This is a genomic window from Streptomyces sp. OZ13, assembly GCF_052068155.1.
GTDB lineage: Bacteria > Actinomycetota > Actinomycetes > Streptomycetales > Streptomycetaceae > Streptomyces.
In genome coordinates this window covers 309,270-333,146 of the sequence record NZ_JBQHCZ010000003.1, presented here as the reverse complement: position 1 = coordinate 333,146, position 23,877 = coordinate 309,270, and the positions used below count along the sequence as shown (strand labels likewise).

18 protein-coding genes are annotated in these 23,877 nt (G+C 72.9%); 7 read left to right on the top strand and 11 right to left on the bottom strand.

Annotated features, from left to right (window positions below):
- The first annotated feature begins 520 nt into the window (after positions 1-520).
- Entirely contained in the window at positions 521-2,056 is a 1,536-nt protein-coding gene (locus ACTMTU_RS08570) for a ricin-type beta-trefoil lectin domain protein (RefSeq protein ID WP_441262875.1), read from the top strand.
- Here the strand turns inward: ACTMTU_RS08570 and ACTMTU_RS08565 are convergent.
- Positions 2,049-2,837 carry a VOC family protein gene (locus ACTMTU_RS08565; protein WP_441262874.1) on the bottom strand — a complete coding sequence of 263 codons (789 nt, stop codon included), beginning with the start codon at positions 2,835-2,837 and terminating at the stop codon, positions 2,049-2,051. The genes ACTMTU_RS08570 and ACTMTU_RS08565 overlap by 8 nt on opposite strands.
- Positions 2,838-3,097: 260 nt before the next feature.
- Between ACTMTU_RS08565 and ACTMTU_RS08560 the strand changes: the two genes are divergently transcribed.
- Positions 3,098-6,787 carry a S8 family serine peptidase gene (locus ACTMTU_RS08560; protein ID WP_441262873.1) on the top strand — a complete coding sequence of 1,230 codons (3,690 nt, stop codon included), beginning with the start codon at positions 3,098-3,100 and terminating at the stop codon, positions 6,785-6,787.
- Between the two features lie 51 nt (positions 6,788-6,838).
- On the opposite strand, the gene ACTMTU_RS08555 is transcribed toward ACTMTU_RS08560, so the two are convergent.
- From ACTMTU_RS08555 to ACTMTU_RS08535, 5 genes are all read right to left on the bottom strand, one after another.
- On the bottom strand, positions 6,839-8,185 hold the full coding sequence (locus tag ACTMTU_RS08555; protein ID WP_441262872.1) for a carboxyl transferase domain-containing protein: 1,347 nt from the start codon (positions 8,183-8,185) through the stop codon (positions 6,839-6,841).
- Complete coding sequence (locus ACTMTU_RS08550) at positions 8,178-9,623, bottom strand: acyl-CoA synthetase (RefSeq protein ID WP_441262871.1); 1,446 nt, start codon at positions 9,621-9,623, stop codon at positions 8,178-8,180. Before ACTMTU_RS08550 ends, ACTMTU_RS08555 begins: the two co-directional genes overlap by 8 nt.
- A gap of 468 nt (positions 9,624-10,091) precedes the next feature.
- Positions 10,092-11,546: a GAF domain-containing protein gene (locus ACTMTU_RS08545; RefSeq protein ID WP_441263162.1), complete on the bottom strand. Its 1,455-nt coding sequence runs from the start codon at positions 11,544-11,546 to the stop codon at positions 10,092-10,094.
- 141 nt (positions 11,547-11,687) lie between these two features.
- Entirely contained in the window at positions 11,688-12,731 is a 1,044-nt protein-coding gene (locus ACTMTU_RS08540; protein ID WP_441262870.1) for a rod shape-determining protein, read from the bottom strand.
- Positions 12,732-12,836: 105 nt separating this feature from the next.
- Positions 12,837-13,397 (bottom strand): hypothetical protein, encoded by a 561-nt coding sequence (locus ACTMTU_RS08535; RefSeq protein ID WP_441262869.1) that lies wholly within the window; start codon positions 13,395-13,397, stop codon positions 12,837-12,839.
- A gap of 131 nt (positions 13,398-13,528) precedes the next feature.
- Between ACTMTU_RS08535 and ACTMTU_RS08530 the strand changes: the two genes are divergently transcribed.
- Positions 13,529-14,272, top strand: a complete 744-nt coding sequence (locus ACTMTU_RS08530) for an SCO2400 family protein (RefSeq protein WP_441262868.1) — start codon at positions 13,529-13,531, stop codon at positions 14,270-14,272.
- A 77-nt stretch (positions 14,273-14,349) separates the two neighbouring features.
- Here the strand turns inward: ACTMTU_RS08530 and ACTMTU_RS08525 are convergent, their stop codons facing one another.
- Positions 14,350-14,805 (bottom strand): MarR family winged helix-turn-helix transcriptional regulator, encoded by a 456-nt coding sequence (locus ACTMTU_RS08525; RefSeq protein ID WP_159692287.1) that lies wholly within the window; start codon positions 14,803-14,805, stop codon positions 14,350-14,352.
- 90 nt (positions 14,806-14,895) lie between these two features.
- Here ACTMTU_RS08525 and ACTMTU_RS08520 point away from each other — a divergent pair, with 90 nt between their 5' ends.
- Together ACTMTU_RS08520 and ACTMTU_RS08515 are read left to right on the top strand one after the other, a co-directional pair.
- A complete protein-coding gene (locus tag ACTMTU_RS08520; RefSeq protein ID WP_307706289.1) occupies positions 14,896-15,915 on the top strand; it encodes an NADP-dependent oxidoreductase in 1,020 nt (339 codons plus the stop codon).
- Between the two features lie 75 nt (positions 15,916-15,990).
- Positions 15,991-16,413 (top strand): organic hydroperoxide resistance protein, encoded by a 423-nt coding sequence (locus ACTMTU_RS08515; protein ID WP_441262867.1) that lies wholly within the window; start codon positions 15,991-15,993, stop codon positions 16,411-16,413.
- Between the two features lie 68 nt (positions 16,414-16,481).
- Here the strand turns inward: ACTMTU_RS08515 and ACTMTU_RS08510 are convergent, their stop codons facing one another.
- Positions 16,482-19,031 (bottom strand): M14 family zinc carboxypeptidase, encoded by a 2,550-nt coding sequence (locus ACTMTU_RS08510; protein WP_441262866.1) that lies wholly within the window; start codon positions 19,029-19,031, stop codon positions 16,482-16,484.
- A gap of 105 nt (positions 19,032-19,136) precedes the next feature.
- Between ACTMTU_RS08510 and ACTMTU_RS08505 the strand changes: the two genes are divergently transcribed.
- Positions 19,137-19,931, top strand: a complete 795-nt coding sequence (locus ACTMTU_RS08505) for an EI24 domain-containing protein (protein WP_441262865.1) — start codon at positions 19,137-19,139, stop codon at positions 19,929-19,931.
- Here ACTMTU_RS08505 and ACTMTU_RS08500 read toward each other — a convergent pair.
- From ACTMTU_RS08500 to ACTMTU_RS08490, 3 genes are read right to left on the bottom strand one after another with little or no spacing between them, the layout of a single operon-like run.
- A complete protein-coding gene (locus ACTMTU_RS08500; RefSeq protein WP_441262864.1) occupies positions 19,928-20,695 on the bottom strand; it encodes a carbon-nitrogen hydrolase family protein in 768 nt (255 codons plus the stop codon). The genes ACTMTU_RS08505 and ACTMTU_RS08500 overlap by 4 nt on opposite strands.
- 7 nt (positions 20,696-20,702) lie before the next feature.
- Positions 20,703-21,956, bottom strand: coding sequence for a pyroglutamyl peptidase (locus ACTMTU_RS08495; protein WP_441262863.1), 1,254 nt, complete (start codon positions 21,954-21,956; stop codon positions 20,703-20,705).
- Positions 21,957-22,016: 60 nt separating this feature from the next.
- Positions 22,017-22,949, bottom strand: coding sequence for a GDSL-type esterase/lipase family protein (locus tag ACTMTU_RS08490; RefSeq protein ID WP_441263161.1), 933 nt, complete (start codon positions 22,947-22,949; stop codon positions 22,017-22,019).
- A 264-nt stretch (positions 22,950-23,213) separates the two neighbouring features.
- Between ACTMTU_RS08490 and ACTMTU_RS08485 the strand changes: the two genes are divergently transcribed.
- On the top strand, positions 23,214-23,708 hold the full coding sequence (locus tag ACTMTU_RS08485; RefSeq protein WP_441262862.1) for a DUF3145 domain-containing protein: 495 nt from the start codon (positions 23,214-23,216) through the stop codon (positions 23,706-23,708).
- Positions 23,709-23,877: the final 169 nt, after the last annotated feature.

The following is a 23,877-nucleotide window of genomic DNA, read 5'->3' as shown; positions in this document are numbered from 1 at the left end:
GCGTCGAGCCGCCCCGCTCGAAGGTATGTACCAATCGGTGCACTTCTTTCGGTCCTACACAGCAACCCCCCACCGCATTGCCATGGATGGAAAGACGTCAATGCAACATCCCCGCACGCCCGGAACCGCCCCTTCTTCGCAGCCCGGCCGCGCCCCGGGGGTCTCGGACGAGGAGCTCGCCGCCGCACTGCAGACCGGTGGAGGAGGCCTCGAAGTCCAGCCGATGGCCACACTGCTCGCCCGGCACTGGCAGCCCGTGTTCGATTACGCCTCAATTTGTGCGACCTCGAACAAAACCGCTTCGATGCTGACCACCGCGGCTTTCACGCAGCTCATGGAAAGTCTGGCTCGCAACGCGGCCGCGGGTGCGCTTCGGCCCCATCTTCTGGTGACCGTCCGTCATATCGCCAAGGCGTGGGCCGATGACCCGACGGTGGCGTCGGTACTGACCGGACTCATGAATCCGGAAGGCCCCGGGGAAAACAGGCAGTTGGTCTCCCGGGCTTTCCATGTAATGCCGATGACCGCTCAGGTTCTCCTCTGGCATGCCGAGGTCGAGGCCGAGGGCATATCCATACCGGCGGGTTTGTCGGGGCTTGATCCACGTGTCGCCTCCGCCCAGCTGGAGCAGGCCCGCGAACAGTTCAGGCAGGCCTGTGTGCGGGTCCATCGGGAGTACGCGCCGACCGCCGAGTGCCGCCACTACAACCGCCTGCTCGACATCTCGCTGCGCCGGGGCGGGGTCCTGATCCCCGACATCCAGGTGCATCTGTCCGAATGCTCGTACTGCCGGTTCGCCGCCGACCAGCTCCGGCAGTCCGGCGGGCGGCTGGGCGTGCTGCTCGGGGAGGCGCTGCTCGGCGGCGCGGCCGGGCCGTATCTCGACTCGCGGCCGGGGAGGCGGCGCAGGGCCAGGACGGCGCAGGACGCGGCCGGCGCCGGGCCCCGCGGCCCGCGGGGGAGCGGCCGGCACTCACGCGGCGGTGGGTCCCGCGCGCTGCGGAGCCTCGCCCTGAAAGGCCGGCGCATCGCGGCGGCCGGCACCGCGCCCGGAGCGCTGACCGTCGGGGCCGCGGCGGCCGTGACGGGGCTGCTCGTCATCACCCTGGCGTCGGCCCTCTGGCAGGACGACGACAGCCAGGCCGGCCCGTCCGTCCCCAGCGGCGCCGTCACCGGCACCGCCCCGCCAGCACCCGGCACCGCCCCGCCAGCACCCGGGGCGGGCACACCCGCGCCCACCACCCCCACGCCCGACCCGACGGCCACGTCGGCCAACCATCCGGCGGCCCCGCTGACCACCCGGCTGCGCAACGCGGAGGCCGGACTGTGCCTCGACATCACCGCCCCCGCGCCGCAGGCCGGGACGGAGGTGACCATGGCGGCCTGCTCCTCCGCGGCCACCCAGAGGTGGGTGTACGAGAGCGACGGCCGGCTCCGCAGCTCCGCCGCCCCCGCGCTGTGCCTCAACTCCCACGGGCTCGATGGCATCGTTGTCCTGGACGGCTGCACCAGCAGGACCGCCCCCGACGCGGTGGACGTCCGCTACGACCTGACCATCCAGGGCCAGGTGATCCCGCGGTGGAACGACCGGCTGGCCATGGTGCCCGCGTCGACGGAGCCGGGGGCGAACGTGGCGGTCAAGATCCGCGACGAATCGCCCGCCCAGGTCTGGCAGACCGACGCCTCGCCCATGGGCACGCGGCAGCAGTCCGGCACGGGGCAGACCGCCCCGTACGCGGAGGAGGTCAACGGTCCGCCGGCGGCGGACCAGGGGTGCGAGCCGTGCCCCGCACCGCCCGCCGGCCGCGGCGCCGTGCCCGGCGACCCGGGGGGCCGCTCAGGGGCCGGCCACGGCGTCGCCCCCGAGGGCGCGCGGGACGCGGTGCGGGGAGGCGAGGCGGAGGCACCGGCGGAGGGCGGTCTGCGCCGGGTCAACGACCCGCCGCCGGACCAGGGCATGCAGCAGAGCCCTGCGCCTCCGGTGACCGCCGTGGTGAGCCGGAGCGTGACGCTCCCGCCCCCAGTGCCCGCCGGCTCCGGACCCGGGGTCAGGTGAACCGGGGCATCTCGCCTGCGGTCGTGGTGACGTCGATGACGGAGAACGCGGCGCCCTGCGGGTCACGGACAGAGGCGTACCGTCCGTAGGGGCTGTCCAGCGGCCCGCGCTGGAGCGTGCCGCCCAGCCTGGTGACCGTGTCGATCGCCGCGTCGCAGTCCTCGACGCCGAAGTACACGTTGACGTACGGGTGGAGGTCGGGCGGGAAGTCGTCCGTCATCCGCAGCCGGCCCGCGACGGGTTCACCGCCGAGGTGCCACAGGGTGAAGTCGACCGAATCCTCCTGCATCCGCTTCGCCTCGTAAGGGAAGAGGGAGCAGAAGAAGTGGTCGGCCCGCTCCACGTCCCTGGTGGTGACCTCCGCCCAGCAGTACGAGCCGGGCTCGCCGGTCTTCCCGAACCCCGTGTGGGCGCCCGGTTGCCAGAGGCTGAAGAACACACCGCTGGGCTCCTCCGCCGTGACCATCGTGCCGAAGGAGCCGACCGGCATCGGATCCATCAGCAGCGCGCCGCCGTTGTCCCGGATCCTCTCGGCTGCGGACGCCACGTCGGATGTGGCGAAGTAGAGGTTCCAGGCCGGCGGCCCGCCCGTTCCCGGCATCCGGGGAACGACGGCCGCGACGGCCTTGTCGTCGGAGAACGCCTGCGTGTAGCCGCCGAACTCGGGCGAGCCCTCGTCGAAGGTCCAGCCCAGCAGCTCGCCGTAGAAGCCCTTCGCGGCCTCCACGTCGGGGAACATCGCGTCGGCCCAGCAGGGCGTGCCTTCGGGGTGCGCTGCCATCGTCTCCAAGCCTTCCTGCCCGTCGGTCTCTCCCGTCGCACGCTATGCGCCCCCGTGCCGGGCCGCCCGTCGGACGCGCCGGGCGCCCGCTGACCCGGCGGCGCAGCGGCTCCTGCCCGGCTCCGGAGGGACGTCTGGCGGGTCGCCGCCATGGCACGTACCCGCCAGCGGAGTCCGTTCGCAACCGCCCGGATCACGCCGAGACTCTTCGCAGCGCCCGGAGCCACCCCTTCCACCGGGCGTTCCGAGGAGAGTCGTTCATGACCAGAGCACCCGCGAGACGCAGGGCCCGGCTGATCGCCGCCGGCGTGTCCCTCGTCCTGCTCCCGGCCGGGCAGGCCGTCGCCGCCGACCGTGGACCGGCCCCCGCCACGGCGGGAACCGCCGCGAGGACCGCCCAGGCGGCGCACACCGTCACGCTGGTCACCGGCGACAAGGTGACCGTCACCGACCTCGGCAGCGGCCGGAAGTCGGTGGCCGTACAGCGGCCCGAGGGCGCCGTGGGCGCCGTGCGCAGCGAGATCTCAGACGGGCGCGTCACCGTCGTGCCCGACGAGGCGCGTCCCTACCTGGCCGCCGGCGTGCTCGACGAGAGGCTCTTCGACGTCACGGGGCTCATCGAGCAGGGGCTCGGGGGGCAGGACGGCCTGCCGCTCATCGTGAGCTACGCGAAGGGCGCGCCGCGGACGCAGGCCCGTGGCGCGGAGACCGTCCGGGCGCTGCCGAGCGTCAACGGCGCTGCCGTCGAGGCGGCGGCCTCCGGCGAGTTCTGGCGTGCCGTCACCTCCGCGAAGTCCCGGTCGGCGTTCGGCGCGGGCGTCGCCAAGGTCTGGCTCGACGGCCGGGTCGAGGCCGACATGGCCGAGTCGAACGCGCAGATAGGCACCCCCAAGGCTTGGGAGGCCGGGCTCACCGGCAAGGGCGTCAAGGTCGCCGTCCTCGATACCGGCGTCGACGCCGGGCATCCCGACCTCGAGGACCGCGTCACGGAGTCCAGGAGCTTCATCGAGGGCGAGGAGGTCGCCGACCGCAACGGTCACGGCACCCATGTGTCGTCCACCGTCGGCGGCAGCGGCGCCGCGTCCGGCGGCCTGGAGAAGGGGGTCGCCCCGGGCGCGGACCTCGCCGTCGGCAAGGTGCTCAGCGACGAGGGCAGCGGCAGCGAGTCGCAGATCATCGCCGGTATGGAATGGGCCGCCAAGGACATCGACGCCAAGATCGTGTCCATGAGCCTCGGTTCGCAGCAGGGCAGCGACGGCACGGACCCGATGGCGCAGGCCCTCAACACGCTCTCCGAGGAGACCGGCGCGCTGTTCGTCGTCGCCGCGGGCAACAGCGGCACCCCCGGCTCCATCGGATCGCCCGGCGCCGCCGACGCCGCACTCACCATCGGCGCCGTCGACGCGGCGGACGAGGCCGCCTACTTCACCAGCCAGGGCCCGCGCTTCGGCGACAACGCGCTCAAGCCCGATCTGTCCGCGCCCGGCGTGGACATCCTCGCCGCGCGCTCGCAGCTCACCGCCGGCGAAGGCCCGTACACCGCCATGAGCGGCACCTCCATGGCCACCCCGCATGTCGCGGGCGTCGCCGCCCTGCTCGCGGAGAAGCACCCCGACTGGAGCGGGCAGCAGCTCAAGGACGCACTGATGAGCACGTCCGAGCAGCTCGACGCGTCCGCCTACGCGCTCGGCGCCGGCCGGCTCGACGTCCCGGACGCGGTCGGCGCGACGGTCACCGCGACCGGCAGCGCGGGCCTCGGCTTCTTCCGCTGGCCGTACGAGGAGAACGAGCCCGTCACGAAGACGGTCACCTACACCAACCACTCCGACGCGCCCGTCACCCTGGACCTCGCCGTGGAGAACGCCCCGGCCGGGGTGTTCTCCCTCGCCGACACCACGCTCACCGTGCCCGCGCACGGCACGGCGCAGACGTCGGTGACCGGCGACGGCACCGGCGCGCCCGTCGGCAACACCTCCGCCCGCATCGTCGCGAAGGACGGGGAGCGCACCGTCGCCCACACCGCCGTCGGGCTGGTGAAGGAGGAGGAGCGCTACACGCTCACCGTCCGCGTCCTCGACCGGGACGGCGCCGCGACCGCGGCCCACCTCGGTGTGCAGAAGCTGGAGAAGGGCAACGACCCGTTCCCCGCGACGGTCGGCGAGTCCGGCACCCTCGAACTGCGGCTGCCCCCGGGCACGTACACCGTCTCCTCGTTCCTCGACGTACGCGGCAGCAACGGCAAGGACTCCCTCGGTCTCGGATTCCTCACGGACCCGGAGATCACCCTCGACCGGGACCGCGAGATCACCCTCGACGGGCGGACGCTGCGGGAGGTGGGGGCCGACGTCGGCAGGCGGACGGAGACCCGCCAGCTGCTGATGGAGTTCGACCGCGACGCGAACGGCGTCTCCTACGGCGGCGCGGTGCAGGTCCCGCCCATGTACGACAGCATCTTCGCGGCGCCCACCGACGAGCCCGCGACCGGCTCGTTCGAGTACCGGACCGTCTGGCGCCTCGGCAAGCCCATGCTCGACGTCACCGCCGGCGGCAGGCTGCTCGGCGGAGCCCGGCTCCAGGCCGGCACGGCCGTCCTCGACGGGAAGCAACGGCTCGACGTCGTCGACGCGGGCGCGGGAACCACGGCCGACTACGCGGGCACGGACGTCCGCGGCAAGGCGGTCGTCGTCCACCACACGGGCGCGGTCGGCCCCGCGCAGCTCGCCCAGAACGCCCAGGACGCGGGGGCGAAGGTTCTGTTCGTCACCGACGACGCGCCCGGCCGGCTGATGGCGTGGTTCGGCACGGAGAGCTACGAGGACCGGCCGCTTCACGTCGCCACCGTCGACGCGGCGGACGGCGCCCGTCTGCGGGAGGCGGCCCGCCGCCACGAGCGCCTCGAACTGACCGGCACGCAGTACACGCCGTACGTGTACGACCTCTCGGAGGGCCACCCCGGCGCCGTACCGGACCGCGACCTCCTTTACCGGCCCGGCAAGGGTGAGCTGGCCGTGCTCGACAGCAGGTTCCACGCGGCGAAGCCCGCGGACGGCGGCGAGTTCCGCTACTCGATCACCGACACCTTCCCCGTCGGCTTCGGCTTCGCCGAGAAGATCGCCTTCCCCGTCGAGCGCACCGACTACGTCAGCACCGGTCCCGGCCAGCGCTGGCACGAGTCCGTCACCAACGGCCCCGGCGCCCTCGAGCAGCGCAGCGGCACCCCCGTCTACCAGGGCGGCAGCCGCTCCGAGCTCAACTGGTTCAAGCCGGTGCTGCACCCGTGGCTGGGCACCGGACTCGGCTGGGGACAGACCCGGACGGGCAACAACCTCGAGTTCAACACGCCCGGCTGGGGCGACTCCGGCCCCGACCACACCGGCTTCGGCGACGTGTGGAGCGATGCGTCGATGACGCAGTTCACCGAGGTGTACGCGGACGGCGAGCTGGTGGACCGCAAGATGAGCTCGGGCGCCTACGCCTGGGGTGCCGACCCGGCGGAGAAGACGTACAGGGTGGTCACCGACACCACCCTGGACGCCGAACGGTGGCGGCTGGCGACGAAGGGCCACACCGAGTGGACCGTCCGCTCCGCCGAGACGCCGGCCGACCGGCGGACCGTGCTGCCGATGCTCAACCTCGGCTTCGACGTCGACACCGACCTGCGCGGTGACGTCCGGGCCGGCAAGCGCCTCGGTCTCGGGATCTTCGCCGAGTACGTCGAGGGCGCGGCGGACACCGGCCGGATCGGCGGCGGGTCGCTGGAGGTGTCGTTCGACGACGGGAAGACCTGGACGGCCGTGGAACTCGACGGCGCCCGGGGCAGGTCCGCGGCCTGGGAGGGCACGGTCCGGGTCCCGGCGGACGCGCAGTACATCTCGGTCCGGGCCTCCGCGAAGGACGACAAGGGCGGCTCGGTGCAGCAGGAAATCATCCGTGCGGTGGGTGTGAAGTAGCCCGCCGGCAAAGGGAGGCCCGGTACGTGCTCCGTACCGGGCCTCCCGCCGTCACGCGGGCCCCACGATGCCCCGCACCACGCCCAGCTCGACCAGGTCCTCGGGGCGCAGCCGAAGCTGGTCCGCGAGGTGCGGCACCTGGTCGGGGGAGCGCTTGAGGATCGCGGCGGCGAGCTCCGGGGCGATGACGGAGAAATAACTCGCCGGCGTGGCCCACGTGTTGCCCGGCGCGGCCAGCGCCAGCGCGCCCCCGGAGCCGCCCTCGCCGATGAGCAGGCCGGTCAGCGGTGTGCGCGCGGCGGCGACAGCCGTGAACAGCTCGGCGATGGCCGCGCCGGCGCCGGAGCGTTCCGCCTCCGCGTCGTTGGCGGCCCCCGGGGTGTCGATCAGCGTCAGCACCGGCAGTCCCAGCCGGTCGGCGAGCCTCACGACCCGGGCGGCGGTGCGGTAACCGGCCGGCCTGGTCGCGGTTCCGCCCTGGGCGACGTACGCGACAGGCCGCCCGTCCCGCAGCCCCACCCCGCAGAGCATGCCGGGGTCCTCACCGCCGCACCGGTCGCCGCGCAGCGGCTCGCGGCGCGTGAAGTAGTCGTCGAGGTACGCCTCGGCCCGTGGCCTGTCCGCACCGCGCGCCTGCCGTACGGCGTCCCATCCGGTACGCGCAGGCTCCCCGCCGGCGCCCAGCGCCCGCGGCGGGTCCACGGGTTCCCGTTCCCCGGCCGGGTTCGCAGGGGCGAGCGCCTTCACCCAGAACGCGAGCGTGTCGCGCAGGGAGCCGGGAGCGACGACGGCGTCGACCTGACCCGCCGCGAGCTGTCCCTCCGCCGTGTACGCGGCCGGGTCCGCGTCCGCCGGACGCACGCGCGAGCCGGCGAAGCCGACCTGAGCGCCGGGCAGCGCCAGGATGACGTCGGCGCCCGCGCCGAGCGTGGCCCAGCCGCCGCCGGTCGTCGGATCGCGGAGCACGGCGATGTGCGCCACGCCCGCCTCCCGCAGCAGCACCGACGCACGGGCGACCCGCTGGAGCTGGCCGAGCGCGATCATCCCCTCCTGCATCCGGCTGCCGCCGGTCGCGATCAGCGAGACGAGCGGCAGCCGGCGCTCACGGGCCAGTCCGTACGCGGCCTCCAGCCGGTCCCCGGCCCGCTCGCTCAGTGAACCGCCGAGGAAGCCGAACTCGAAGGAGATCAGCACGCATTCGGCGCCGCCGAGCACCGCCGTGCCGTAGACGACGGACTCGGCCGAACCGGTCCGGCGTGAGGCGCGGTCCCGCTGTGCGCCGTAGCCCTCCCAGCCGAGCGGGCCGTCGCCCGCGTCGGGCAGGTCGGCGAGCTCCTGCTCGGTGAAGCCTTCGCTGACCAGGGCGATCGCCTCGCGGGCGGACACACGCTCAGCCATGGAGCGCCCGCTTCATGATCTTGCCCATGTCGTTGCGCGGCAGGACGTCGAGGAACCGGACCGTCCGTGGCCGCTTGTGCGGGGCGAGTTGGGAGGCGACGTGGGCGGTCAGCTCCTCCGCCGACGGCGGGTCCGCGGGGTCGGCGGCGACGATCCAGGCGACCACCCGCTCGCCCAGGTCCGCGTCGGGCTCGCCGGTCACCGCGGCCTCGCGGACGGCCGGATGGTCGAGCAGCACGTTCTCGATCTCGCCCGCCCCGATCTTGTAGCCGCCGCTTTTGATCAGGTCGGTGCTCTTCCTGCCGACGATGCGCACGTAGCCGTCCGGCTCGCGCACGGCCATGTCGCCGGTGCGGAACCAGTCCCCGTCGAAGGCGGCGGCCGTGGCGTCGGGGCGGTTCAGGTACTCGGTGAACAGATTGTCGCCGCGCACCTGGATCTCGCCGATCGTCTCGCCGTCGCGTGCGGCGATCTCCGTGCCGTCCTCGTCCACCAGCCGCAGCTCCACGCCGCGCAGCGGCACGCCGACGGTGCCCGGACGGGCCTCGCCGTCGACGCGGACGCTGGTGTTCATCAGGGTCTCCGTCATCCCGTACCGCTCGATCACCCGGCGCCCCGTCGCCTCCGCGATGCGGGCGTGGTCGGGCAGCGGCAGGGCGGCCGAACCGGAGACCAGCAGCCGCGCGCCGGACAGCGCCTTCGTCAGCTCGGCGTCGCCGTCGAGCGCCTCCGCCAGCCGGTGGTACATCGTGGGCACGCCGAAGAGCATCGTGCCGCCCGAGCCCAGCTCACGTGCCACGCCCTCCGGACTGAAGCGGCCCAGATGACGCACTTCGCCGCCGCGGCGCAGCGGTCCGAGGACGCCGAGGATCAGCCCGTGCACATGGAACAGCGGCAGGGCGTGCACCAGGACGTCGTCGGAGCCCCACTGCCAGGCGTCCTGCAAGGCGTCGAGCGAGGCGGCTACCGCCCGCCGGGGCAGCACCGCGCCCTTGGGCGGGCCGGTGGTGCCGGAGGTGTAGACGATCAGCGCGGGGGATTCGGCCGCCGGCTCCGGGGGCAGCTCGCCCGCCGCGCCCGTCACCGTGATGTCGACCCGCCTCAACGGGTGCAGGGGCGCGGGCAGTTGATCTTCCGGGGCGGCGAGCACCGCGGTGGGCCCGCTGTCCGCCACGATGTGCGCCAGTTCCCGGTCACCGGTCCGCGGGTTCAACGGCACGACCGGTACGCCTGCCAGCAGCGCGGCCACCACACCGACCGCGGTCTCGAGGGTGGGGCCGGCCCACAGCGCGACCCGCTCCGCCCCGCCGATCCGTTGCGCCAGGGCTCCCGCCGCGCCGCGCAACTGCCCGTAGGTCAGCGACCGTTCGCCGAACCGGAGGGCTGTCCGGTCGGTGCCGGTGGCGGTCGTCGCCAGCGCTGGGAAGAGGGAACTCACTCGTCGGCCTCCTGGTGTCGTCCTATGCCGCACCCGGCGGGTTTCCCGGGACGGCCATTGTCTCCCCCACGCGGAGGAGCCGCCGGGCGGGCGGCTCCCTCCAGGGAACGATGCGCCGGATCCCTCGAGTCCGGCAGGATCGGCGACGGCCGACGGGGGAACACCGCCGCCCGGCCGGCGTCCACGGGGGAGGCCGGCCGGCCGGGCGGTGACGGCCTCTGCCGCCCGCCGACGCTTCCGGGCCGGGCCCGGACCGGGGCGGCGTGGCTTCCCCGGCCCGGGGCCGCTCCGGGGCGAGGACGGTGAGGCTTCCGGTATCCGGGACCTGTGGGCCGAGGCCGGCGCTGCTTCCGCGCCCGGACCCCGGCCCGCTCCGGGGCGTGCGGGCCGGGACGGCGCTGCCTCCGTGCCCGGGTCCGGCCCACTCCCGGCCGGCCCCGCACCACAGCGCCCGGCTCGGGGCGCGTACTACAGCGGGCTGTGCCAGGTCAGCGTCGTACCCCTGGTGCCCTCGTCGTCCAGGCCGTCGTCCGTCACCGTCAGCCGGACCCCCTGGCGTCCGTCCGGCAGCCGAACCGTCGCGTCGACGTGCACATCGACCGACGAGACGTCGCTCCTGCGGTGCGCGGCGGCCAGAGCACCGCGCAGGGCCGCCAGCAGCTCGCGGTCCACCGGGTCCTGGAGCAGGGTGTCGACGGCGCCGCTGAAGTGCACCGACGGCAGCACACCGAGCGGCACGGCCGCCCCGCGGGTCTCGCGCAGCACCTGGCCCCTGAAGGTCGCCGGCGCGTCGGCGGGCGGCTGCTGGAGGGCGAAGATCGTGGTCCGCACCTCCTGGATGGTCGAGTCGAGCTCGTCGACGGCCTGGCTCAGCAACCGGTCCGTCGACCCGGCCTCGGCCCGCCGGCGCGTCGACTCGAGCATCATCTCGGTGGCGAACAGCCGCTGGACGACGAGGTCGTGGAGATCCCGGGCGATCCGGTCCCGGTCCTCGTACACGGCGAGCTGCTCGCGGTTGTGCCGGGCGTCCGCGAGCACCAGCGCCAGGGCGGCCTGGGAGGCGAACTGGGTGGCCAGCAGCCGTTCCAGCCCGGTGTACGGGCGGCCGCCCCGCCGCCGCGGCAGTGCCAGCGTGCCGATCAGTCGCCCGCCGCTCTGCAGCGGCAGCATCATGCTCGGCCCGAAACGGCTGCGGACAGGGGTGGTCATCCGGGGGTCGGTGGCGGAGTCTTCGATGAACACCGCTTCCCCGCTGAGGAGTTGGGCGAGCACCGGCGAACCGGGCCGGATGGTCGTGCCGACGATGTCCCGCGGGTCGTCGAGGGTGGAGGCCGTGACGATCTCCATGCCGCCCTCTTCGGTGGGCTGGAGCACCACGCCGGCGGCGGCATCGGCGAGGTCGCGTGCCTGCTCGGCCACGGTCATCAGCGCGTCGTCGGCGCTTTCGCCGGTGAGCAGCGCGTTGGTGACGGCCGCCGCGCCCTCGATCCACCGCTCGCGCTGCCGGGCGGTCTCGTGCAGCCGTGCGTTACCGATGGCGATACCGGCCTGCGCCGCGAGTACCTGCAGCAGTGCCAGGTCCTCCTCGGTGAACGCGTCGCCGTCCCGTGGGGTCAGGCGCAGGTCGCCGAACATCTCGGTGTCCACCCTGATCGGGATGCGCAGCGGCTCGGGGCCTGCCGTGGGTGCGTCCGCCGGGGAGGGAGGGCCGCCTGCCGGCCGGGGGCCGTGCCCCGCGCCGGCATCCGTGGCCGTGAACCGTTCGGCGACGCCGCCCCGCTCGGGGTCGGCCACGCCCAGGGATGCGCCGTGCGCACCGGTCAGTACGGCGGCGGTGTCCACGATCTGCTGGAGGGTGGTGCGCAGATCGAGGTCCGTGCCGATGCCGGTCACCGCCTCGAGGAGCGCCGCCAGCCGCGGCACCCCGGCAGCCCGCTGCCCCGGACGGCCCGGGGTGTCCGGTTCGCTCGCGTGGGGTCCGTCGGGGCCGTCCGGGCCGCCTGTGCCCGGGCCGGCCCCGGGGTCCTCGGGACCGGTGGTCACCGTCCCGTCTCCAGTGCCGTGTCAGTCGGCCATGGCGAGCGATTCGAAGTCCAAGGGCTGGATCCGGCCCTCGAGCATCGCGCCGAGCCCCTGCACCGTGCAGGTGTCGGGCCGTTCCGCGATGGTGACCGTCATCCCGGTGGCGTTGTGCAACATCTGGTCCAGGCCCGGCAGCAGAGCGCTGCCGCCGACCATCATGATGCCGCGGTCGACGAGGTCGGCGACGAGGTCCGGCGGGCAGTCCCGGAGCACCTTGCCGATCCCGTCGAGCACCGAGGTGAGCGGGGTGTGGATCGCCTCCCGCACGGCCGCCGTGTCGACGCGGACGGAGCGGGCGAGGCCCGTGGCGACGTCCCGGCCGTGGATCTCCGTCACTTCCGGACCCTGCGAAGTGAGGCCGTTGCCGTGCAGGGCGACCTGGAGCGGCCGTACGGACTGACTGGGAAGCATCAGCTCGTGCCGGTGGCGCAGGTGCTGGATCACCGCGTGTTCGATGGCGTTGCCGCCGATGGGGATGCGGGTGGCGGTGACGATCGAGCCGAGGGACAGGACGGCGATCTGGGTGGTCGCGGCGCCGCACACCATGATCATCGTCGCGCTCGGCTGCTCCACCGGGAGGCCGCAGCCGACGGCCGCCGCGATCAGGGTGTCCACCAGCTCGACCCGACGGGCGCCGAGGCCGACCAGGGTCTCGACGGTGGCGCGCTGGGCGAGCGGGTCGCTGTCGTGCGGGGTGCTGGCGGCCGCGCGGAGCCGGGGCTTGCGGCGCAGCTGCCGGCGGAGCTTCTCGCCGAGCAGATGACGCAGCATCCGCTGGGCCATGTCGATGTCGACGACCGTGCCGCCGGAGACGGGGCGCGCGACGCGGATGTAGTCGGGAGTGCGGCCGGTCATCTTCTCGGCGAGCTCGCCGACCGCGATCAGCGCCCCCGTCCGGGTGTTCACGGCGGCGACGCTCGGTTCGTCGACGACAAGGCCGACGCCCTTGACGAAGACGCGGGTCCTGGCGGCGCCCAGATCGACTGCCACATGGCAACGGCGCAACTGCTCAAGGCTGACGGTCACGGCGGTCCTCCCGACTGCGGTACGTGTTCGCATCGTGCGATCGCCGCGGGCGGGGCGCGCGCTGGGCTGCGCCGGTCGGGGGTACGTACCTGACGGGCCGACAGATCAGTCCACGAGGCGTTGCAGCAGGCCCCAGGTGAACTCGGCGACGCACATCTCGCCACCGGGCAGGGTGAACGAGAGCCGCCATCTGGTCGGTGCGGAGCCCTCCATGGGACGGGCCGGCGGGAAGGCCTTCGCCACCTCGTCGACGGTGCACGACCAGGGCACCAGGTCGTCCGCGGTGCGCAGTTCGGGGCCGGCGGCTCCCGGTGCGCGCACCAGCCATTCGTTCCACACGGCACCGTTGCCGGCGGCCAGTACTTCGAAGCGCAGGTCCGGCCAGAGGGGCAGTCGCCACAGCAGGGCGTCGCACTCCAGGTCGCCGATCCGCCGCCGGACGACCTGTTCGGGTTCGCCGAGCACCGAGCGGTAACGCGACAGCGCGCCGCGCGATCCGCGTGCACGCAGCATCGCCTGCCAGCGCCGATTGGCCTCGCGCTGCTCCGCGAGTGACGCGCCCAGGGCGTGCCGCGCGTCCTCCGCGAGACCCGGCTGGAAGTCGGCCATCCGGCGCAGCAGCACCAGTTGGAAATCGAGCGGTCCGAAGCGGGCGTCAGGGGTCATGGCCGACATCCTGCCCGGTCGGCGGCGTCAACCGCGGCGAGTCGGCTCGCCGCGGAATCGAGCTTTCCACACAGGATCTGCACAGGCTGACCCACCGCAGGTGCCCGGTCGCCGAATAATCTGCGGGCGCCATGGATTACTGCCACCCGTGCGGACGGCACCTCAACGGCGCCCTGGCCTGTGCCGGGTGCGGCACACCGGTCGAGGAGCTCCGCCACCACAGCCCCCGTGCTCCCGAGCCCGACCACGTCTACGAACTGGACGTGGTGAGCGAGCCCGCGGACAGCACCGGGCCGCGCCGTTCGCGCCGTCAGGCCCCGTCGCGGCGCAAGCCCGCAGGCCGCCGTGCCCGTAAGCGGCGCGGTCGCAAGGTGATGCTCGGGACGCTCGGCCTCGTGCTGGCGGCCGGGGCGCTGAGCCTGGCGGAGCTGGCCATGGAGGACTCCGGCGACGACGGCGCGGCGACGGCGGTCAAGGAGGATCCGGTCGTCGAGTCGGAGATGCCGGACCCGACGGCCTCAGAAGAGTCGCCGGACGCCCCCGGCCATGTGAAGGAGCCGGCCGTCACGAAGTCGTCCTCGCCGCGGCCGGGGAAGTCCCGGGCGGGCGGTGGTGGCGAGGGCGACGGTGGCGACGGCTCGGGCCGTACGGGCCCGGGCGCCGGGAGCGGCGAGCCGTCGGAGGCCGGGCCGAGCGGCGACGCATCCCCTTCCGCGTCGTCCTCCGGCGACCCCGGGAGCAGCGAGGGGCCCGGGAGCACGGGCGGGACCTCGTCCGGCCCGGCCGATCCCGAGGAGCCGGGCCAGCAGGACCCGCCGCCTCCGGAGCCGACGCCGAGCGAGACGTGCAGCCGCTTTCTGTTCTGGTGCGTCTAGGGTCGGGACGGACCTGACCTCCGCACCCGCGCCGTGTCCGTCCGGGCGCCTCCCGGGTGCCCGGCGGCCCGGGGGCTTCAGGAACCGGCGGCGGGCGGCTCCGGCACGTCCTCGCCCAGCATCCGTCTGAGCAGGTCCCGCAGCACCGAACGCTCGACCGCCGTCAGCTGCGCCAGGGGCTCGCGCGCGAAGTCCAGCGAATCCCGCAGCCGGCGTGCCGTGCTGCGGCCCTCCTGGGTGGCAGCGGCGATCTTCACCCTGCGGTCGGCCGGGTCGGGGCGGCGCTCGACCAGGCCACGTGCCTCGAGCCGGTCCACGATCCCCGTCACGTTCGACGGCTCGCACCTCAGCTTCTGGGCGATACGGCGCATGGGAGTGGGCTCCATGGAGAGCAGCCCCAGCACACGGGCCTGCGCCCCCGTGAGGGAGTGCTCGGCCGCGGCCTGCTCGTACTCCTCGTGGTAACGCGCCACGACGGTGCCGATGAGCTCGACGACCTCGAGGGTCAGGGGATCTGTTCGCTGGGCGGCCATGCGCATCAGGATAACCCGATACTTGACAACCTGAAATATTCAGGCGCATGGTTGTTTCAGGTAATGAAGCTTTTCTAGGAGGAACGCAGCATGTCCGCACTTCCCGCGTCCGGCCGTGAATGGCACCTTGTCGCCCGCCCGCACGGCTGGCCCAAGGCCGAGGACTTCGCGCTGCGCGACGCGCCCGTCACCGAGCCCGGGGAGGGCCGCATCCTCGTGCGGAACCTCCACTTCTCCGTCGATCCCTACATGCGCGGCCGGATGAACGACGTGAAGTCGTACGTCCCGCCCTTCCAGCTCGACCGGCCCATGGACGGCGGCGCGGTCGGCGAGGTCGTCGCTTCGAACGCGGAGGGCTTCGCCGTCGGCGACCACGTGCTGCACGGCCTCGGCTGGCGGGAGTACGCGGAGGTGCCGGCCAAGCACGCCACCAAGGTCGACGCCTCGCTCGCACCGCTCTCCGCCTACCTCGGAGTGCTCGGCATGACCGGCCTCACCGCCTACGCGGGCCTGTTCGATGTCGCGTCCTTCAAGGAGGGCGACGCCGTGTTCGTCTCCGGCGCCGCGGGTGCCGTCGGCGGCCAGGTCGGCCAGATGGCCCGGATCAAGGGCGCCTCGCGCGTCATCGGCTCGGCCGGCTCGGACGAGAAGGTCAAGCTCCTCGTCGAGGAGTACGGCTTCGACGCGGCCTTCAACTACAAGAACGGCCCCGTGGCCGCGCAGCTGAAGGAGGCCGCCCCCGACGGCATCGACGTCTACTTCGACAACGTCGGCGGCGAGCACCTCGAGGCGGCGATCTCGTCGTTCAACGTCGGCGGCCGGGCGACCATCTGCGGAATGATCGCCCAGTACAACGACACCGAGCCGACCCCCGGCCCGCGCAACCTCGCGCTCGTCATCGGCAAGCGGCTGCGCCTCCAGGGCATGCTGGTGAACGACCACACCGCGCTTCAGCCGCAGTTCGTGCAGGACGTGGCGGGCTGGATCGCCTCCGGTGAGCTCAAGTACAACGAGACCGTCGTCGAGGGCATCGAGAACGGCTACGAGGCCTTCGTCGGACTGCTCCGCGGAGAGAACACCGGCAAGATGATCGTTTCTCTCGCCGGCTGATTCACCCGTTAGGCTCTTGCCCAGCCGTCGCGATCGTGGGCGCGAGTCGCGGCGAACCAGCAGGAGGAAGACTTCATGTCCATCCAGCAGTCCGACGTGCTCTACACCGCGGTGGCCACGGCGGAGAACGGCCGGGACGGCCGTGTCGCCACGCACGACGGCCAACTCGACGTCGTGGTCAACCCGCCCAAGGAGATGGGCGGCAGCGGTGCCGGCACCAACCCGGAGCAGCTCTTCGCCGCCGGGTACAGCGCCTGCTTCCAAGGTGCCCTCGGTGTCGTCGCCCGCCAGGAGAAGGCGGACATCTCCGGCTCGACGGTCACCGCCGAGGTCGGCATCGGGAAGAACGACGACGGCTTCGGCATCATCGTCAAGATCTCCGCGACCATCCCGAACGTGGACGCCGCCACCGCCAAGGACCTTCTCGAGAAGGCCCACCAGGTCTGCCCGTACTCCAAGGCGACCCGTGGCAACATCACGGTCGACCTCGCGGTCTGACCGGCGGCGCCGAGCGTGACGCAGGGCCGCACCCCGGCGGGGTGCGGCCCTGCGGCCTGTGAGGGGGATCAGCGGGTCAGCAGCGCCCGGCCGATCTGCGCGAAGACACCCTTCGGGTGCGCCCGGAACATCGGCTCCGTGCCGAACAGCGCCACCGGCGTGCCGGCCGACGACGTCCCGGAGACCACAGCGGCGTGGCCCGCGGCGTCGCCCGGCCCGCCCGTGCCCTGCTCAGTGTCGCGCCAGTGGCCGGACACCAGCGGGTTGCCCGTGGCGTACGACTGGTCGACGCGCACACCGGCGCCCGCCCCGGTGAACCACATCGGCGAGTAGACGAAGGTGTGCGCCGGAGCGCCGCCCGTGATGGGGCCGCCCGTGTTCCGCACCCGCACCACACCGTTGGCGTCGCCGTTGCCCGCCACTGCCGTGACGTCGAGGAGTGACGCCGCCTCGTTGAACGCCGCGCCCTGCTCACCGAGCCCGACCACACCGACGCCGCTCGCCTCGAACGCGACGCGGGCGGCGGGGGTCAGCTTCGCGTGGTCCAGCCCGGACGACACGTACAGCACATCGGCCGTCGACCAGTCGAAGCCCGCGTTCAGCACCGCCGTGGAGACCGGCACCACGTCGAAGCCCATCTCGCGCAGCGCGAACAGCTCGCCCGCCGTGACGGCCGCGGCGACCCTGGTCCGCTCCAGCGCTGTCGTGCCCTTCTCCCGCGTGGCGTGGAACGTCACGCCCAGCCGGTCCGCGAGCACCGCCGCCCGGCCACGCGCCGAGCCCGGCACGATCGCCGAGCCGTCGGTGGCGCGCCGGACCTCGACGCCCTGCTTCAGCAGGGAGTTGAGAGCGGCCAGCTCCTTGGGGTCGTCCAGGCGCAGCCGGAGGTCGCCGCTCGGAGCGACGTGTCCGGTGGGTGCCGCGGCGTGGACCGTACGGGTGCGGACCCGCAGGTCGCCGGAGGCGGCGGCGTCCACGTCCGCGCCCCACAGCAGGCCGAGGCTCCAGCCCGAGATGTCGTACATGGCTCCGACGTCCGCGCTGATGTCGCGGCCGTCGGCGAGGATCACATTGGCGATGCCCCGCTTGGGCTGGTGCATGTCGACGATGTACGACCCGGCGGGGTACGTGCGGCCCGCGAGCCGGAACGCGGTGAGCGCCCGCTCCACCCCGACGTCGTTGGCGACAAGGTGGTCGACCAGCCGGGCCGCCGCGGTCGCCGACCGCTGCGAACGCCCGGCGGGAACGACGTACGCCCTCGGGAATTTCGTGGTGTAGACGTCCTCGGGGCCGATGCCCGGCACACCCGGGACGGTCTCCTCGGAGACGGGCCGCTGCGGCTCGCCGGCAGCGCCCCTGCGGAACGTCTCGATCTGGTCGGCCAGCACCGAGGTGCGGTGCGCGTGGGTGTGGTCGAGCGTCGCGCGCATGGCCGCGCCCGCGATGTCGGTGTTGATCGCGGCCCTGCGGCGCAGTTCCTCGACCGGCAGCGTGTTGTACGCGTTGTTGTTGACGGCCATCGGGAACTCGATGGTGTGCGAGGCGACAGCGCCCTGGAATGGCATGTACTGCGGGGTGAAGATGGGCGGCCAGTCGTCCCAGCCCTCCTCCTGGTCCCGGAAGGGGATCACGGCAGGACGCACACCGTCCTTCTCAGCCGTGTAGCCGAGGCCGTTGACGGCCTTCTCCATCCCGAGCGCGTTCGCGTAGGAGTTCTTCAGGAACAGGTCGTACTCGTAGTTCTCACCGTGCGGTGGGGTGGTCGGCTCGATCAGTGTGCCGTTGACGTATCCGTGCAGGTCGAGCATCACGGCAGGTTGTTTGTCGATCGCGATCTGCCGGATCGCCCGTGTCTCGGGCTGCGTGGCGGTGATGAAGTCGCGGTTGAGGTCGAAGCCGCCGGCGTTGGCGCGGGTTCCGGCGATCCTGCCGTCCGGGTTGGCCGTGACGTTCAGGTAGACGCGGTTCTTGGCGAGCAGGTCGGCGGTCTTCGCGTCCTTGGCCGTCGCCAGTTCCTCGATGAGCTTCAGGGCGGCGTCCGTGCCCTCCCACTCGTTGCCGTGGATGTTGTTGTTGATGAACACCGGCGTCTTGTAGCGCGACTTGATGTTCCGGTCCTCGGCCGCGGCGGCGGGCGAGTTCTCGATGCGCTCCCGCATCCGCTCCTGGTCGCGCGCCTGGGCGGCGCTCTCCGGCGCGGTGACGGTGACCAGGTACAGCTCGCGACCGCCTGCGGAGTGGCCGGCGACCTCGACGCTGACCCGGTTGCTCAGTTCTTGGAGGGCGTTGAGCCGCGGGGCGAGGGAGTGATAGGGAGCGAGGCCCAGTTTTATCGACTTGTCGGCCGGGTTCTCCGGCGGGACCTCGAGTGCGGTCCTTCGCGGGTATCCGCCCTCCCCGGTGAGGTCGCGGGTCTCGTCGGTGAGCGCGCCGGCGGTCGCGGAGAGCGGCGCCCTGGCCGCCGTCGTGGGCGCGTCGCGGCTCCCTTCTCTCACGGGGTGCGGCTGGGGCCGGTCCTCCGCGGGAGCGGCCACGGCGCCCGGCAACGGCGCGAGCAGAGCGCCGGCGAGTGCCGCGGCGAGGGTGGCGGTGATCAGTACGGGGCGGGGTGAGCCCATGCGGTTCGAGCCTCCGTGGGTCGGAAGGAATCGTCACAAGATCAGTACGCACGGTCTACCGGTTCGGCTGCCGAACAACAAGAGGCACCCCGATAAGGTGTGCGCATGCGTGATCTCGGGGTGGGTTTCGGGTACTTGATGAAGGGCCAGCGCTGGGTCGCCGGCCACGGCCGGTGGTTCGGTTTCGGCCTGCTGCCCGGACTCGTGACCCTGGTGCTCTACACGGCCGCGCTCGTCGGACTCGTCCTCGGCGCTGACGACGTGACCGCCTGGGCGACCCCCTTCGCCGACGACTGGTCCTCGCCCTGGCTCGGTATCTTCCGCGGCACGCTCACCGCACTGCTGTTCGCTTTCGGGCTGTTCGTGGCCGTCATCACCTTCACGGCCGTGACGCTCCTGGTCGGCCAGCCCTTCTACGAGAACCTCTCCGAGCAGGTCGACCGCTCCGAGGGCGGCGACGTGCCCCACTCCGGGCTGCCGCTCTGGCGTGAACTGTGGATCTCCGCCAGGGACTCGCTACGGGTCGTGCTGCGCGTGGTCTGCTACGGCGTGCTGCTCTTCGCCTGCGGTTTCATCCCGGTCGTCGGGCAGACGGTGGTTCCGGTGATCGGCTTCTGCGTCTCCGGCTTCTTCCTCGCGGAGGAGCTGACGGCGGTGGCCCTCCAGCGGCGCGGCATCGAACTCAAGGACCGCCTCGCCCTTCTGAGGGGCCGCCGGATGCGCACGCTGGGCTTCGGCGTGCCGCTGACGCTGGCGTTCCTCGTCCCGTTCGTCGCGGTCTTCCTGATGCCGGGCGCGGTGGCGGGCGCGACGCTGATGGCCCGGGACCTCGTGCCGGACCCGGCAGCCGATCCGGAGCCGGCGCAGCCGGGCCCCCACACCTTCCGCAAGGCGGACTAGCGCTCCAGGCGCTCCGGGCCGGCGTGGTCCGGCCCGGCGGCGGACCGGGCGGCCGGGATCCGCGCCACCGCGAGGGCGGGGGCTTCGGTCCCTGCCGTGGCGAGCAGCGCGCCGTCAGGACCCCATAGGGCGCTGCCGCCCAGGCAGTCACCGACGCCGGACGGCCCCACCGCGTTGGCGAGCAGCACCGGCAGGGCGTTGTCCCTGGCCCGGACGGGATAGACCCGCTCGAACGAGTCGTTGTGCTCGTCGAGCACCGAACTGGCCACGTACACCTGGCAGCCGTCGGCCTTCGCGCGCTCCGCCACGTCGGGGAAGCGGTTGTCGTAGCAGACCGCCACCGCGAACCGGACGCCGTCGAGGGTGAAACGGCCGTCCCGCGTACCGGCCGTGAAGACGTCGTTCTCCTCGCCGTACAGGTGCGTCTTGTCGTAGCGGGCGAGCAGCTCGCCGTCCGGGCCGATCACCAGCGCCGTGATCGTGGGGCGGGGCCCGGACGTGCGGGCCGCGCAGCCGACGAGCGCCGCGGTCGACGTCGTCCGGCACGCCTCCCGCAGCGGTTCCAGCCGGGGATCGTCCTTCGACAGCCACAGCTCGGGACGTCCGGCGATCAGCTCCAGGTCGTAGCCGGTGACCGCCAGCTCGCAGAAGGCGACCAGGGCGGCCCCCTGCCCGGCCGCCGCCCGCACCAGCCCCCGCATGCTGTCGACGTTCGCCCCGATGTCGCCCGGTACCGAGGTGAACTGCCCCGCCGCGATCTTCATGTGTCCGTCATCCCGTCCCGTTGTTCTCTGCAGCCACCCGGATGATCTCGCGGACCTGGGCGATGATGTCCAGCCGGTTGCGGACGAACTCAGGGTCGGTTGTCTCCGTCGTGTTGTCCGCCGCGAATTGGAGCACCGGGGTGTGCACATGACCGCCGGGGATGTCCAGGCCGAGCCGGTCGCGCAGCAGGGTCGCGCGGTAGGCGATCTCGTTGGACAGGTAGTCGCCGCCGCCTCCGGCCCGTGCGGTCGAGCCCGGGGTCGGGCCGTCAGGCCGGGTCACGGGGGCGGTCTGACCGGCCGGTATCTCGGTCACGGAGGTGTTGTCGTACACCGGGAAGCGGCCCGTGTCCGCGGCGGTGATCGCCTTGTACGGGAGCGAGGTCGGCGTCCACTGGGGCTGCGAGGCGGGATCGGACACCGGCACGGTCTCCCGGCGCGAGACGTTGTCGTTGTCCGGGAAGCCGCCCCGCCAGGCCCCGTTGAAACGCTCGATGTCGATACGGCCCACCCGACCCTGGCTGACCGTCGTGAACAGGTCCGCCTCCGGGAGCCGGGCCTCGAGGGTCCGTTCGACCGTGCCGTCGGTGAAGTCCTGCCAGCGCACCGGGAAGACGGCCGTCTCGATCCTCGCCGGCCCGTCCGCCGTGCGGATCCACGTGCCGTCGAGGGCGAGCGCGGTCGCACCGGAAGGGTTGCTGATACGGATGTCCCGGTCGAGCGTGAACGGGTCGAAGCCCGTCATCACGATCCGCTTGACGCCCTTGCCGTGCGGGAAGTCCATCGAGTCCTGCCCGCGCGAGGACCGTTCCAGACCGTCCAGCAGGCGCGCCCGCTGCGCCGCGGTCATGTCGAACGCGGGCTGCCACTGCCGCAGGCCGGCGGTCATCCCGAGCCGCGCCCAGTACAGGGGGCGGTCGTCGTCCCGGCTCAGGTCGCCCCGTACCGCGCCTCGGCCCTGCGCCCGGTCCACGGCCCGCTCCCACAGCGCCGACCCGTGGCGAAGGACGGCACGCTCGGCCTGGCGGTACGACGTCGCGCCCTCCAGCGCCCGGACGAAGTCCGGTGCCGTGGAGTCGAATCCGCTGCGCCGCAGGATCTCCTGCGGCACGGCCCGTCCGAGCCGCTGCTCCTCGACCGTGAGCGGGACGGCGGCGGGGGAGGGGGCGGCGGAAACGAGCGGGGACGCCGTGAGCGTGAGCGCGGCGGAGGCGAGCAGGGCGACACCAAGTACGTCCAGACGGGCGCGTATCCGGGGCACGGGATTCCTTTCGTCGGGTGGCGGAAGTATCGCCGTCCGGCCGCGGTGGCGAAAGGCGGCCTACGACCCGGCCCCTGGCGCCTGCGCGGCCGTGATGTTGCGGTAGGCGATCTCCGCCAGCCGCTGCTGGCCGTCCCTGCTGGGGTGGAACCAGTCCCAGCGGCTCAACTGCTCACCCGTGAAGCGGTAGTCGAAGACCTCGCCACCGTCGTACCGGCAGCGGTCGTCCTCCGCGCACACGTCCTCCAGCACGCCGTTGTACGCGACGACCCGCTGCTGGACGGTGTCCCGGCGCTGCTGCGCCTGCACGCTCAGGTCCTGCGCGTCACCGAGCATCGAGGCGCAGATGCCCAGTTCCCATATCCGGCTGCCCAGCGCGTCGCCGCGGCCGGCCGACCACAGCCGCTTGAGGTCCGGCACGCTGGAGACGTAGACCTGAGCCTTCGGGGCGTCCTTGCGCAGCGCGGCCATGGCGGCCTCCAGGGAGGCCCGGAAGTCCTCGACGGGGGTCATGCGGTCCACGGTGTCCGCGCAGGCGTCGTTCGCGCCGACCATCACCGTGACCAGTTCCGGCTTGTGGGCCGCGGCCCGTGCCATCTGCTCCGGCAGGTCGGAGGCGTCGGCGCCGGAACGGGCCAGGTTCCAGCTGCGCTCCGCCACGGCGGACGGGCCGAGCAGGCGCAGGGCGAGGCTGTTCACCGTGGTGTCCGTACCGGTCGCCCACGAAACCTCGGGGCAGTCGGCGAGGATCATGCACGCGTCGAACCCGCGCGTGATGGAGTCGCCGACCGCGGCCAGCGAGCGTGGACTGGTGTCCCACACGCGGGTCGGGCTCGGGCTCGGGGAGGGACGCGCGGACGTCGCCGACGGATCCTGGCCGGATGATCCTGACGACGAGTCACATGCCGCCAGCACGCCCGCCGCCAGCGCGGCGGTGGCGAGCGCGGCCGCCACGCCGGTGCGTGCCCGGAACGTCCGGCTCCGCTGTCGCAAGGTCACTTTCCCCTCCACAAACCCGGCATCCGACCTCCTGCCGGGTGAAAGCTTGGTGCGTACGGGCCCCAGGACCGACATTACGTCACCCCTCGGCGCGTTCTGCACGGTAACTTTTGCCACGTCGACCCAGAGGCCCACCTCGCCCATCGGCGCCGGTAAATTACATCTCGTCACATGCCGTCCCTTTTGCGGAGACTTGTTCCCGATGCTGTTTACTGAGGCCGCTGGGAAGGCGATCCTCGTCCCACACTGGAGGTCCCGGTGACGACACGTGGCGTTCTGTACGTTCACTCCGCACCGCGCGCGCTGTGCCCCCACGTCGAATGGGCGGTCGCGGGCGTGCTCGGCGTACGGGTCCAGCTGGACTGGATCCGCCAGCCCGCATCGCCCGGCACCTGGAGAGCCGAATTCTCCTGGCGCGGGGAAGTGGGCACCGCCTCCAAGCTGGCGTCCGCGCTGCGCGGTTGGCACCTGCTGCGCTTCGAGGTGACGGCGGAGCCGTGCGCGACCGCCGAGGGCGAGCGCTACAGCGCCACGCCGGACCTCGGGATCTTCCACGCGGTGACCGGCATGCACGGTGACATCCTCGTGCCCGAGGACCGTCTGCGGGCGGCTCTGGCGAGGTCCACGCAGGGCGAGACGGACCTCGAGGCGGAGATCGCGAAGCTGCTGGGTAAGCCGTGGGACGACGAACTGGAGCCGTTCCGGTACGCGGGGGAGGGTGCGCCGGTGCGGTGGCTCCACCAGGTGGTGTGAGCACCCCCGCGCCTCCATCGCCGGCGGGGCCGAAGACGCCCCCGCGCCTGAAGCGCCTGCCGGGCCAAGAAGTCATCTCGTCCGGCGAGTCGGCGGTATCGAAGTAGGGCGCGGCCGACCGGGCGCCGGGGCATCCTGTCACGGCCAGTGCGAGCCTCTCCAGCGTCCG

Coding starts and splice junctions, on each gene's coding strand:
- ACTMTU_RS08500 (WP_441262864.1), bottom strand. CDS start 20,695: ATGAAGATCGCGGCGGGGCAGTTCACCTCGGTACCGGGCGACATCGGG.
- ACTMTU_RS08525 (WP_159692287.1), bottom strand. CDS start 14,805: ATGGCCGCCCAGCGAACAGATCCCCTGACCCTCGAGGTCGTCGAGCTC.
- ACTMTU_RS08535 (WP_441262869.1), bottom strand. CDS start 13,397: ATGACCCCTGACGCCCGCTTCGGACCGCTCGATTTCCAACTGGTGCTG.
- ACTMTU_RS08510 (WP_441262866.1), bottom strand. CDS start 19,031: ATGGGCTCACCCCGCCCCGTACTGATCACCGCCACCCTCGCCGCGGCA.
- ACTMTU_RS08570 (WP_441262875.1), top strand. CDS start 521: ATGACCGCTCAGGTTCTCCTCTGGCATGCCGAGGTCGAGGCCGAGGGC.
- ACTMTU_RS08560 (WP_441262873.1), top strand. CDS start 3,098: ATGACCAGAGCACCCGCGAGACGCAGGGCCCGGCTGATCGCCGCCGGC.
- ACTMTU_RS08565 (WP_441262874.1), bottom strand. CDS start 2,837: ATGGCAGCGCACCCCGAAGGCACGCCCTGCTGGGCCGACGCGATGTTC.
- ACTMTU_RS08515 (WP_441262867.1), top strand. CDS start 15,991: ATGTCCATCCAGCAGTCCGACGTGCTCTACACCGCGGTGGCCACGGCG.
- ACTMTU_RS08530 (WP_441262868.1), top strand. CDS start 13,529: ATGGATTACTGCCACCCGTGCGGACGGCACCTCAACGGCGCCCTGGCC.
- ACTMTU_RS08505 (WP_441262865.1), top strand. CDS start 19,137: ATGCGTGATCTCGGGGTGGGTTTCGGGTACTTGATGAAGGGCCAGCGC.
- ACTMTU_RS08520 (WP_307706289.1), top strand. CDS start 14,896: ATGTCCGCACTTCCCGCGTCCGGCCGTGAATGGCACCTTGTCGCCCGC.
- ACTMTU_RS08555 (WP_441262872.1), bottom strand. CDS start 8,185: ATGGCTGAGCGTGTGTCCGCCCGCGAGGCGATCGCCCTGGTCAGCGAA.